General features: G+C 42.0%; 12 protein-coding genes. 5 read left to right on the top strand and 7 right to left on the bottom strand.

Annotated elements, in window-relative coordinates; all coding sequences use genetic code 11:
* Nucleotides 1-8: 8 nt before the first annotated feature.
* Nucleotides 9-1160 (top strand): tRNA guanosine(34) transglycosylase Tgt, encoded by a 1152-nt coding sequence (gene tgt, locus KDW03_RS11440; RefSeq protein WP_271435208.1) that lies wholly within the window; start codon nt 9-11, stop codon nt 1158-1160.
* Here tgt and KDW03_RS11435 read toward each other — a convergent pair.
* The 7 genes from KDW03_RS11435 to KDW03_RS11405 all read right to left on the bottom strand — a co-directional run bounded on the left by KDW03_RS11435 (nt 1124) and on the right by KDW03_RS11405 (nt 5089).
* The gene (locus KDW03_RS11435; RefSeq protein ID WP_271435207.1) at nt 1124-1444 is read right to left on the bottom strand and encodes a DUF503 domain-containing protein; all 321 of its coding nucleotides are present in this window, start codon (nt 1442-1444) and stop codon (nt 1124-1126) included. The two genes, tgt and KDW03_RS11435, sit on opposite strands and share 37 nt — an antisense overlap.
* A 7-nt stretch (nt 1445-1451) precedes the next feature.
* On the bottom strand, nt 1452-1652 hold the full coding sequence (locus KDW03_RS11430; RefSeq protein ID WP_271435206.1) for a hypothetical protein: 201 nt from the start codon (nt 1650-1652) through the stop codon (nt 1452-1454).
* 11 nt (nt 1653-1663) lie between these two features.
* Nucleotides 1664-2383, bottom strand: a complete 720-nt coding sequence (locus tag KDW03_RS11425) for a lysophospholipid acyltransferase family protein (RefSeq protein ID WP_271435205.1) — start codon at nt 2381-2383, stop codon at nt 1664-1666.
* 123 nt (nt 2384-2506) lie between these two features.
* Complete coding sequence (locus KDW03_RS11420; RefSeq protein WP_271435204.1) at nt 2507-2842, bottom strand: hypothetical protein; 336 nt, start codon at nt 2840-2842, stop codon at nt 2507-2509.
* 178 nt (nt 2843-3020) lie between these two features.
* Nucleotides 3021-3248 (bottom strand): hypothetical protein, encoded by a 228-nt coding sequence (locus KDW03_RS11415; RefSeq protein ID WP_271435203.1) that lies wholly within the window; start codon nt 3246-3248, stop codon nt 3021-3023.
* Nucleotides 3245-3673: a helix-turn-helix domain-containing protein gene (locus KDW03_RS11410; RefSeq protein WP_271435202.1), complete on the bottom strand. Its 429-nt coding sequence runs from the start codon at nt 3671-3673 to the stop codon at nt 3245-3247. Before KDW03_RS11410 ends, KDW03_RS11415 begins: the two co-directional genes overlap by 4 nt.
* Nucleotides 3674-3868: 195 nt before the next feature.
* Nucleotides 3869-5089, bottom strand: a complete 1221-nt coding sequence (locus KDW03_RS11405; protein WP_271435201.1) for an integrase catalytic domain-containing protein — start codon at nt 5087-5089, stop codon at nt 3869-3871.
* 181 nt (nt 5090-5270) lie between these two features.
* On the opposite strand from KDW03_RS11405, the gene KDW03_RS11400 reads away from it, so the two are divergent.
* From KDW03_RS11400 to KDW03_RS11385, 4 genes are read left to right on the top strand one after another with little or no spacing between them, the layout of a single operon-like run.
* The gene (locus KDW03_RS11400; RefSeq protein WP_271435200.1) at nt 5271-6572 is read left to right on the top strand and encodes an alpha-amylase family glycosyl hydrolase; all 1302 of its coding nucleotides are present in this window, start codon (nt 5271-5273) and stop codon (nt 6570-6572) included.
* Nucleotides 6573-6585: 13 nt separating this feature from the next.
* Nucleotides 6586-9753, top strand: coding sequence for a tetratricopeptide repeat-containing diguanylate cyclase (locus tag KDW03_RS11395; RefSeq protein WP_271435199.1), 3168 nt, complete (start codon nt 6586-6588; stop codon nt 9751-9753).
* 12 nt (nt 9754-9765) lie between these two features.
* Nucleotides 9766-11655: a tRNA uridine-5-carboxymethylaminomethyl(34) synthesis enzyme MnmG gene (gene mnmG / locus KDW03_RS11390; RefSeq protein ID WP_271435198.1), complete on the top strand. Its 1890-nt coding sequence runs from the start codon at nt 9766-9768 to the stop codon at nt 11653-11655.
* Nucleotides 11652-12335: a DUF554 domain-containing protein gene (locus tag KDW03_RS11385; protein WP_271435197.1), complete on the top strand. Its 684-nt coding sequence runs from the start codon at nt 11652-11654 to the stop codon at nt 12333-12335. The genes mnmG and KDW03_RS11385 overlap by 4 nt, the downstream gene beginning before the upstream one ends.
* Nucleotides 12336-12356 lie beyond the last annotated feature (21 nt).

Here is a 12356-nt window from a genome sequence, read left to right as displayed (position 1 = left end):
GGAAATCAATGAAGTTTCATGTGGTAGCGTCTGATGGTTTTGCGAGGGCGGGGGAGATGGTGCTCTCCCATGGGGTCGTCCATACCCCTGTTTTTATGCCTGTTGGTACCCAGGCCACGGTAAAAACCCTTTCTCCCCAGGAACTTTTAGAGGCTAAAGCAGAGATTATTCTCTCGAATGCGTATCATCTCTACCTGAGGCCTGGGATTGATCTGATTCGTGCCGCCGGGGGTATCCACCGTTTTATGGGATGGGAGAAACCTGTGCTTACGGATAGTGGAGGTTTTCAGGTATTTTCTCTAGCAAAACTGCGTAAAATTACTGATGAAGGGGCGAGATTTCAATCTCATATTGATGGATCGTATCATTTTCTTACTCCTGAAAGGGTGATGGAGATTGAAAGTGCGATTGGTGCGGATATTGTGATGGCGTTTGATCAGTGTGTGGCTGCTGATGCTTCCTATGCGGAGGTTTTCGATGCTCTTAAGAGAACGACTCTCTGGGCGAAGCGTTCAAAGGAGGCGTTTGAAAAAGTGGGACAGTCTTATCAGACGCTTTTTGGGATCGTTCAGGGAGGAATTTTTGAAGATTTACGCAGGCTTTCGGTTGAGGAGATTGTAGGTGTGGGATTTGAAGGGTATGCTATTGGAGGACTCTCTGTAGGGGAAACAAAACAGGATATGTATCGTATGCTCAATGTGTTAAATAGCGTTCTTCCCTTTGATAAACCGCGTTACCTGATGGGGGTGGGGGTGCCAGAGGATATTCTCTATGGTATTGAGCTTGGTGTAGATATGTTTGATTGTGTTTTTCCCACACGTGCAGCGAGAAATGCGCTGGTGTTTACTCATGATGGAAGACTTAATCTCCGGAACAAGGCTCTTGAGTACGATTTTCGTCCTATTGATGAGGAGTGCGATTGTTATGCTTGCAAAAATTTTACCAGAGCATATATCAGGCATCTTCATCGTAGTGGTGAGATTCTGGGACTCAGGCTTGCCTCCATACATAACGTGACCTTTCTCATTCGTCTGGCTCAAAGGGCACGGGAAGCCATCCTTGAAGGAAACTTTGCTGAATTCAAAAGGACATTTCTCTCGCGTTATCAACAGGGGGCTTTTCTTCACATGATGGAGGGTGAGGTCTCATCGGGAAAGTAGGTCACGATCTCCAGAGTATGAGAGAGAATATACTCCTGGTACATGGTTTCCAGAAGGTTAAGGATATTGGCGAAGTTTGACTGAAGGTAAGAGGCATTAGATGACACGGCAACGATGGCAATTTCAGTCATAAAACTGTCGTAGTTTCCATCTGATACATCGGCAACAGAAACGTTGAACTTCTTGCGAAGGGTATCTTTGATGCTTCTTACGATATTTCGTTTTTCTTTTATGGTTTCATCATAGGGGATGCTCAGTTTTAACGAGAGGATAGCGACAAACATAGCGAGCCTACTGGGGTGGTGTGTTTTTATTCTTTTTGTTTGCCATTTTGGCGAGTTTTTCTCGAAGTTTTTGTTCCTTTTTGTGATCAACGCGGTAGTGGATGTAGTTCCCGTTTTTCATCTTGACCTTGAGATCAAGAAAGAGGATATCATCAGCGTGATCGATAAGACCGTTGACCATGGCCTTGAAGTCTTCTAATAGAGCCATACGATTCTCCTTTAACTCCAGAATTTATTGACCTTGATGTCCCAGATAAGGTATTCAAGTTGTTTACGAACTTGTTCGGTAATATTTTCAAGGGGCATATCGGGGGGGAAATACATGGGTTTTCCTATATTAGCATAGTATTTTCCCGAGAGGACAGTGAGGGTTTCATACTGGTTTTCTCCGACATGGATGGTGGCAGATTTTCGTTTTACATGACTTCGAGGTGATACGATGCCAATGGGAATAATAGAAGCCTCTTGATGGGGAAGAGAACTATTTTCTTCTTGGGAAAGTTGTTGAGAAAGACGGGATTGAAACTCTTTGTAAATTTTGGCCATCCCGTGGTAAAACTCTCGAAATTCTACCTGATTATTGAGATCCCCTTCGGGAAAAATGTAGATAGATTCTTTTTTCAAGAGATAAAAAAGAGCCTGGGGAATAACTTCCTTGCGGTGTTGGGGAAGGGCGTTGATCTGTTCCATCCATTTGAGAAAGTGTTTGACAATGGGGACAGAAAACCCCGGTCCTATGACCATATGGACAGGCTCTTTCATGAGGGTAATAACGAAAAAGGGATCGGTGGATGAAAAATGATTGGAGCAGTAGATGCAAGGAGTTGGGGTCTCGCTGAGATTCTCTTGTCCCCAAACCTGAAACTCTACAAACGTTCTCAGGTACAACCGTATAGCTGTACGATATACTTCATACATGCTTCTGGCTATCCAGTGCATGGATCTCTCCTTGTGACTGATGTAGTATGCAGAGAAAAAGAGAAAAAGTCAAGAAAGGCGAGGAGGTTTTCTGTCAAATAAATTAAAATGTCACCTTTTTATTGAAATAGAAATGTCACTTTTTTATGCCGAAACTCTACGACCATAATCATCTATTTCAAAAAAGTTCAATTCGATATTTTTCTTAAAAATATGTATACTTCCATCAAGCCAGGTTTTTAAGATAACATTGTCCCCGGGTTTTATGGCTATAGGTTGTTTCTTTTCAATCTGGTATATTCTTTTAGAAAACTTTATTGTATAATCTCTATAGACTTTGCACTCGGCCGTATAACAAACATAGTTCCTTAAGTCCTGATCAGGCATTAATGCAATATGAAAATCTTCATCCGACAGAGGTTTTTTACTAAATTTTCGGTTATTCTTTTCCCAGTAATATTCTTTCAAAACGATTGGCACTGTCAATATCCTTTATGTTTTAAGTTTCATTTCTGCTATTAACCTGTCCTGATGGATCCCATTCCATCTCTCTACGCGCCTTTTGCCTGGGGACTATGGGCATATATCATTTCTATCCCCAGCCTATGGCAGACCTCTCCAAACTTTGTTAGAGGCAATTTCCCTGCAAGCTGTTCTTCTATGGTCGCTTCCCGTTTCGTATAGAACAGGCTTTATAATCACAATAGATCGAATAAGGAATACCGTATTTCATTATCCAGTCAAACAAACATTGCAGCGCTACTTGTGTCGTTTCTGTGTCGAAAAGACCGTAAGATGTGCCTGTAGCATCATCCACCATATTCATCAGACAGACTTCTTTGCCTGTCCCAAACCAGTCGTGAATGCTGCCGTCCATTTGAATCATTTCTCCAAAATGCTCTTTCTCGGCCTTCTGGTACGGTGTTTCGCAGTTTTTCTTATTTTCTTCCACAATCCTGTTTCCATCATCCATAAACGAAGCGTTGATGCTCCTATTTTTATATGATGTTCCTCATAAAGCTTTTCAGCTATAAATGTCGGCTTAAAACCTTTATAATTATTCCGTACTATCTGCATAATTTTCTCTTTGATATCACTGCTAATTCTGTGATTCCCCGGTTTGCCTATTAATTTGTGATTGAGGGCTTCATCACCCTTTGATAAATATTCTTTAAAAATTCGAATAAGTTGCCTTCTGCAAATCCCCAGTATTATTGCAGCATCTTTCTGCTTGATTTTCTTGTTCTTTACCATCTCCAGTATTTTTGCCCTCTTCTGTGCTTTAAGTGTCATCGTTATCACCTCTCTCATCTGCAACCTCTCGTTTTTTTAGTTGCAGTATTTTAAAAGGTGACATTTCTATTTGCACAAAGTGTGACATTTTAAATTGTTTTCGACAGAAAGGCGAGGAGGTTTAAAAGTATCTCATGAAGAGAGATTTTTCTCCCGTTGCGTCAAATAAAAAAGTACTCGAAATTCGAATCATTGCCTCATAAAAAAAAGTACTCAAAAATTCCATACAGTTTCCTCCAAATTTTTGTTTTTTACATTCTTTTTCTTTTGAAGGCTGAAAAGTTTTCTCTGGCAAGCCGTAATTTTTTGTCTTAGGTGAAACAAATCGAGAGCCTTATAAAGCCTTGTTAGGCGTTCCTTTTGTGCCTCACTTACATAAGAGCTTTCTAAAAGCCGCTGGTAGGGAGTTTTAATATCATCATGCTTCTTTTGCACCTTGCTTCCGATTCTCTTTTCTCTGTCATTTTCATAACGGTTGAAAAAGTTGGCATAAAGCCTGAGATACGCATAGAGTCGGTTCAAGTAGTAGACTTCTTCCTCGGTATCGTAGCGGAAGTATCCAACATTCTGGCGGACTATGGAATAGTTTTTCTGCTCAACGTAGCAGTTATCATTGGAACGGGAGCTTCTACCCCTTGTAAATTTTATCTGGTGCTTCTCACACCAATCACGCAGAGGATGATTAATAAATTCAGCACCGGTATCAGAATCAATTCCCCGTAAATCAAAAGGAAGTCTTCTTTGGACTTTTTCTATGGCTTCTCTTACCCATTTTGAAGCCTTGTTTTTGATTGCCACAAGCTCTGTCCAACCGCTCCAAACATCCACCATATTTAATGTTTGAGCAAAGTCTCCCCGGCTATTTCCTCCCTCATGGGCTACCAGATCAATCTCCATGAACCCAGGGCAATTTTCATCCCACTCTGCCCACGTGCGTATAGCTATTTGTTGCTTTAACAACGTTCCAGGCTTTGTACCTTTTCGTTTTATCTCAAGCTTTTTACGCTCATGTTTCAAAAGTCGGTCAATACTTGAGGCACTTATATGGCGCAAGTTTTCTATAGCCTGTGGAGAACCGTGGAGATGTCCGTTTGCTAAGAGATTATCTAAAACTTCATTGAGAATCGGCTTTAAGCGTTTGCCACACATGTAGTTTTCAATTTCCCAGACCTGTTTTAGCATTTTTAGTTCTTCTTCGCCGAATTTTTTCTTTCTGCCAGGTCTTTTGCCCTTCTTGGCTATGTCGGCTTTAAGGTAATTTTTCTTGCCTACATAGATGGTTTTTCCGTGCTGCCTCAAGAGCCTGGCGGCATAGTTTCGGTTTTTTAAACCTGTTATCCTCACAAAGTAATCCAGTATCTCCTTTTTCTCCTTTTTGCTGGCTTTTTGATACTCTTTCGCCGTTTCCCTGTAAATAGGTCTCCTTTCAAACATCGCTAACTCCACCTTTTACCTCCAGTTCTTTGAACTGGATTATTTTACACAAATTTAAAGTACTTTTTTATTTTGAAGCAACGTTCCCTTTTCGAGTACTTTTATTATGAAGCAATTCGTTTCTTTGCTATTTTTCTTTTTTTGTGTTATAATAAACGGAAAGAGGCAAAGGGAGGAAAACATGGCTCGTCAGATACCACAGAACGTCAGGATGTATAATCTTTTTCCTCGTCTTGTCGGACGGATGGAAAATTGGAGCATTCATTTTGATCGTATCAAAGAAATGGGTTTTGAGTGGATATACATCAATCCTTTTCATTATCCAGGATTTTCTGGCAGTTTGTATGCGCCAAAGGATTACTATGATTTTAATCCGATGTTTATAAATCCAAATAGTTTAGTTCCACCGGTGCGTCAGATGGAAAACATGATAGAAGAGGCGCATAAGCGCGGTCTCAAGGTGGTGATGGACCTTGTGATTAATCATACAGCAAAGGATCATCCCTTTGTTAGGATTCATCCAGAGTGGTATAAGAGAGATGAAAAAGGAGAGGTAAAAAGCCCTGGCGCATGGGATAATGGGCACTGGGTAGAATGGGGAGATCTCGCAGAGATAGATAACGAAAATTCACCTGATCGAGAAAACCTATGGAAATATTGGGAAGATCTTGTCCTTTACTACACTGACAAGGGATTTGATGGTTTTCGTGCGGATGCAGCGTATCAGGTGCCGTCAGAACTCTGGAAGCGCCTGATAGAGGTTGCTCATACCAAACGGGAAGATGTGGTGTTTTTTGCCGAGAGTTTGGGGTGTACTCCTCAGCAAACCCTGACCCTGGCAGAATCTGGATTTGATTATATTTTCAATTCGTCTAAGTGGTGGAATTATAGAGATCCCTGGCTGTTTGAGCAGTATAATCAAACGAGGGTCATCTGTCCCTCCATATCCTTCCCTGAGTCACATGATACCATGAGGCTTGCGATGGAGATGAAGAATCACCTCCCTGCGATTAAACAACGTATTCAGTTTACTGCGTTTTTCTCATCAGGATGGATGATACCAGTAGGTATGGAATATGGTTTTCGTAAGAAAACAGATGTGGTGTTTACAACCCCTCATGATTGGGAACCGGTAAATTATGATCTTACTTCATTTATTACTCAGATAAATCGTATACGGCAAAAGTATTCCTTGTTTGGTGAGGAAACTGAAAATATTATTATTTCCCATGATAACATGCATAATGTGTTGGTTATGCTCAAGGTGAGTAGTGATAAAAAGACGAAAGCTCTCGTGATTCTTAATCAGGATACTTTTAATATGCAAAAGGTAAATCTAGGACATCTTGGTCAGTATTTTGGTCCTTCGCTTGTGAGCCTTGAGGATCTTTCTCCTGAGAATCCCCAGTCGTATGTTCCTGGAGAGAACTATGAGTATTTACTTAATCCCGGAGAGGTAAGGATTATCCACTGGAGGGCTTAAGAGAGGAGTATCGATGTCTTTGTTGGGAGTTAATAACCATCAAGAGTTTGTGAAAAGTCTTCTCGCTGAAGAGTGGTCTGGAGTTCTTTTGGAGGGTGCAGGGAAAGAAATAGAAAAAACTCTTGTGGAAAGAGCTTCTACACAAGGTAAAGTTTGTCTTGTTTATGATTTTGAAAAAGAGGATCTTCTCTATCCCTATGCTCCGTGGTTATCTCTGATTCTTGTGGAGTTAGAAAAGCTTTCGGAACCTCAAAGACAAAAAATCTATAAAGAAGAAAAAATCTACTTTTTCTTAGAGCAGCTTCTTGAGTCTCATCTTCGAGATGGTATGCCATCTCGAAGAGAACCTCTGATTGAGGAGGAAGTTCAGTATGAGAGGACAGAGCTGTTTCAAGGTATGAAACGGCTTTTTGTTCGTTTTTTTCCTCAGGATTCAAAGCAGATCATAATTCTCACCAACCTTCATTTTGCCTCTTATTCTACAATTGATTTTTTAAGATTTCTTGGCGAGAATGATATCTCTTTGCCTATTTATGCTCTCTACAAGAGAGAGAATGGGGGAGAAGCTCTAGAAGAAATTGTCTCAGTTTATCGCGAGAAGCATCGATTCTTTGAACTTTCTCTATCGGAAAATCAAGATTTGGGGATCTCTCCATGGAAAAAGGTATCTCAGGATAAGGAAAAGGTAACACGGCTTCAGAGGATGTTTTTTCAGTATCATGCTTTAAGGGATGTGGTGCGACTCGGGCAGTTGTTTCTTGATCAGAACGAGATTCTGGAACAGAATGATGAAGCCTATGTTCAGATCAACTGGCAGGTAGGAAAGGCGCTTGCTATTTTGGGGGATTACAACGAAGCCGCCGTGTATTTGAATAGAGCCTTTATTTTGATGAATGGACTATCTTTTTCTCTTGAAAACTGGGCTCTTTTCTACCGGGACATGGCGTATCTTTTCTTTATGAAAGACGCCATACCCGAAGCTCTCGAGATGGTGGAGAAGGGATTCCATCTTCCTGATGTTGAAGAAAATACAAAAGCATATTTTGAGCTCTTTTTCCTCTACTTTCAGATAGAAGACAAGAACCGTAAACAACAACCCCGACCATGGAAAGAGATTTATGATAAGATTATAGAAATTACGAGTAAGCTTGGGTATGAGAATCACCTTGCTTTGATCTATATCAATCCTTATGGAATTTATTCTGAATATGCCTCAGATGTGGATAAATATAATACCCTTGCTCTGAATGAAAAGGGAATAGCCATAGCCAAAAGGCTTCGAAATACGTATCGTCTTAGTCATGGTTATCAACTTCGTGGTCTTATTTATGCAGTCATGGGAAACTATGATGAGGTGATTCAGTGGTACAGAAAAAGTCTCGTGCTTAAAAAACGGATGGGTTTTCCTCGAGAGATTGCTTATGGGTATAACGGGGTAGGATTTTACTACTACATGACAGGGAGATACGTTCAAGCCTATGAATATTACAGGGAGGCTTTAAAGTATCTCTTTTCTCTTAAAGATTTTCATGAGATAGCCATGACGTATTTTAATCTTGGCGCAAATTGTCTACTAGCTCTTGATGAGAAATGTGCTATTGTCTTTTTTGAAGAGGTGTTAGCACTTGTAGAAATCTTAGGGATGAATGGACTTGCCTATCATTCACTGTTTGGTATTTATGCTATATTGGGAACGGCGTATGCGCTTCATGGTGATTGGCTAAAAGCGTATGACTGCATCAATCGCATACGGGCCAAAAAACTTCTTCCTTATCTTGAAAAAAATGAAGAGTATTTTTTCATTGCTATGCTTTTGGGACTTTTAGCGTTTCATGAGGGAAGGTACGAGGATACTTTCCAGCGTTTTCGTGAGGCAAATTACTATCTTCATCGAACCAATGATAATATTGGTTATATGATTCCGTGGTATTGTTTTGTGACGGCAAAATTTTACCATGAAATGGGGGATGAAAATCTTGGGACAAAGATGTGGCACGAGGGAATGAGGCAAAGTGAAATCCAGGAGTCTCCTTTTTACAGGATGATTTTTTTAAACCGAAGACAGAAAACGTATGAACCTGCTTTTACAATTGAAGAGATGCCAGCCTTTGATCATATTCGAGAGCTTGCTCGTACGGAGTATAAGATTGCCTCTATTTATCGTCAGATGCAGGATATTCATGTCTTAAATATTTTGCAGCAAGATTTTATCTGTATCACTGATTGGTACGGCTTGATAAATGCTACTCTGGAAAAGCTTGTAAGTAATTTTTTAATAGATTTTGCGTGTTTTTTTAGCTATGAATCAGGAAAATGGAAAATGGTAGCTCATCAGGGTAAGGACTTGTCCTGTGAGGATGCAGAATCCCTTGTGGTGAAATTGTCGGCTTCTTTTTCTGAGGTTTTGTTTCGAAGTGATGAGAAGACAGATAGAGAATGGATATTTGCTACAGGGATCTCTTCTTTAGCTTATCTACCTCTGGTATGGGACGAGCATAAGGTATGTCTTTTATGCGGCACAATGCAAGGACAGACGCTTCTCACTCGAGATGATATGCGAGTGCTTCGTCTCATTGTACAACAGATGAGATCAAGTCTTCAGCGTTTGGTGTATCTTGAGCAGATTGAAAAACAGAAGCAAGAGTTAGCGGAAGCGTATAAGAAACTTCAGGAAATGGTAGTACATGATGTTCTCACAGGGGTGATGAACCGTTTGGCTTTGTCTCAGCGTCTGGGTGAGGAAATAGCTCGTGTAAAACGTTATAAAAATCGTGTGGAGAGGGGCTTTGTTCTGGGTTTTTTGGACATGGACAATTTTAAAGGAATTAACGATACCTATGGACACACGATAGGAGATAAGGTGCTTGCTCTTACGGCTCAGGAGCTTGTGAGATTTTTGCGCAAGGTGGATCTGGTATTCAGGTACGGAGGGGATGAGTTTGTGCTTCTTTTCCCTGAGACGACAGGGGAGGCAGCACAAATAGTTGCAGAAAGAATTCTTAAAGAATTGCCTCAAAGGGTTAAAAACGCTCTCAACAAGGATCTTTTACCCACGTTCTCTTTGGGGATGGTTGTTTACACAGGTGAAGAAGATTTTCAACTGGAAGATCTGTTGCAAAGGGTTGATCGGGCGCTTTATGAGGCGAAAAGTCGGGGAAAAAATTGTTTTGTTCTGAAGTAAGAGGAGATTGTTGTGTTTTTGTTTCCTGTGAAGTATGATGTGATCGTGATTGGTGGGGGACATGCAGGGATTGAAGCGGCGTTGGCTTCAAGCCGGATGGGATGCCATACGCTTCTGCTCTCCTCAAATATTGATCTCATTGGACAGATGCCCTGTAATCCGTCGATTGGTGGTATTGGAAAGGGACAGCTTGTCAAGGAAGTGGACGCCCTTGGCGGGGAGATGGGACTTGCTGCTGATGCGACAGGTATGCAATTTCGAACGCTTAATATGCGTAAAGGTCCTGCTGTGCGTTCTACAAGGGTTCAGTCGGATAAAGCTCGGTATAGAGAATACATGCAGCATGTTGTTTTGCATCAAGAGAATCTTGATGTAAAACAGGATCTTGTCGAGGATATATGGGTGGAAGATAATCAGGTTCGTGGAGTTACTACGGTAACCCAGCTTCTTTATGAAGCAGGATCTGTTGTTATTACCCCCGGGACTTTTCTCAACGGCAGAATTCATATTGGGACCACCATTTATGGAGCAGGGAGGCTGGGAGAAGGTCCAGCTATTGGTTTGTCAAAAACCCTTCGAAGTCTTGGATTTAAAATGGGACGTTTCAAAACAGGGACACCGGCTCGTTTGGATGGTCGTACCATTGATTTTTCAGTGATGGTTCCTCAGCCAGGGGATACTCCTATTCGCCCTTTTTCTTTTTGGTCTCCCCGATCGAAGGAGTTTCTTTTTCAACAGCAGATGCCCTGTTACCTTACCCATACTACTGAAAAGACCCATGAGATTATCCGGAAAAATATTCACTTTGCTCCTATGTATTCTGGTCAGATTCAGGCTACAGGGGTGAGATACTGTCCTTCGATTGAAGATAAAGTGATGAAATTCCCTGAGAAAGAAGGGCATCATGTGTTTCTTGAACCTGAGGGGAGAAATACTATTGAGTATTATCCCAACGGGATCTCCAATGGTTTTCCTGTTGAGATTCAGATGCAGATTCTCGCCTCTATCCCTGGACTTGAGAGGGCGGTCATGCTTCGCCCTGCCTATGCGATTGAGCATGATTACGTGGATCCTACCGAGCTTTTTCCTACCCTGGAAACCAAACGGGTGAAGGGACTTTTTCTTGCAGGGCAGATTAATGGGACAACCGGATATGAAGAGGCGGCAGCTCAGGGCATTATAGCCGGGATCAATGCGGCTCTTTTTGTGCAGGGAAAACCTCCTTTTATCATGGACCGATCCATGGGATACATTGGTGTGTTGATTGACGATCTGACCACGAAAGGGACGAATGAACCGTACCGGATGTTTACTTCTCGGGTGGAGTATCGTCTTGTCCTTCGTGAGGACAACGCGGATAGAAGACTTGCACCGGTGGGATATAAACTTGGACTTTTACCCTCCGACAGGTATGAGAAGACGCGAGCAAAATATGAGAGAGTAGACCAAGAGATTGAAAGACTGAAACACGAGCGTCTCTATCCCACAAAAGAGACCAATGAGTATCTCAAAAAACTTGGCGCAGGGGAGATCCATAAGCCACTATCCCTTGCTGAGCTTTTGCGAAGGCCTGGGGTATCGTATGATCTTTTGGCAGAACACTTTTTCCATGAGGCACTTACTGATCCGGAAGAGAGAGAGGCCGTGGAGATTGAGGTGAAATATGAGGGATACATCGAAGAGGAAAAACGGCTTGTGGCGCAGTTTTCTGAGCTTGAGTCAGTGACTATTCCTGAGGATTTTGATTACAAGGGCATACCGAGCCTTCGTCTGGAAGAGGTGGAAAAGCTTTCTGCCATTCGTCCTCTTACCCTGGGACAGGCATCTCGTATTCCAGGGGTGAGACCGGCAGCCATTCAGGTGCTTTTACTTTATCTGAAGCAGAAGCGGGAGGAAAAATGATTATCGGAAGTATGGTCAATGCTGCTACAGTTTTTGCAGGAAGTCTTGTGGGGATTTTTTTGAAGCGTTTTGTTTCTGATAAATATGAAGAAATAGCGTTTCAAGGGCTTGGACTTTCGACGATAATGCTGAGTCTCTCCATGATGTTGTCTATCAAAAATCCGCTTCCTGTGATTTTTAGTGTGGTTTTGGGAGGGCTTGTAGGAGAGTGGCTCCAGCTTGAAAATCGGTTTCTTATCCTTGGAGAAAAACTGCGGGAAAGACTGCCCGGGATGAGGTCAAACTTTGCCGAGGGAGTTGTTTCTGCGTCGGTACTTTTTTGTGTGGGCGCCATGACGATTACAGGATGTCTTCAGGAGGGGGTGACGGGGGATTTTTCCATTTTGCTGACCAAGGCACTTTTGGATGGTTTTGCTTCCATTGTTCTGGCAACGACGTGGGGATGGGGGGTTTTTGCTGCTGGTTTTGTGGTTCTCATTTTCCAGGGTGGGCTTACCCTCCTTGCTCGCTGGATTGGGCCATGGATGAGTGATTTTCTCATTGCTCAGCTTGTGGGAACGGGGGGTATCCTGGTTTTGGGGATTGGGATGAAGCTTTTGGGTATTAAGCCTGTGAGGACGCTTTCCCTTTTGCCATCACTACTGTTTATTGTGATTTTTTCGCTTGTTTTTCCTCACTAGCCATGCATCCTCTTGATGAGA

It is taken from the genome of Thermospira aquatica (assembly GCF_023525255.1).
GTDB lineage: Bacteria > Spirochaetota > Brevinematia > Brevinematales > Thermospiraceae > Thermospira > Thermospira aquatica.
This window is presented reverse-complemented; position numbering and strand designations above follow the sequence as displayed.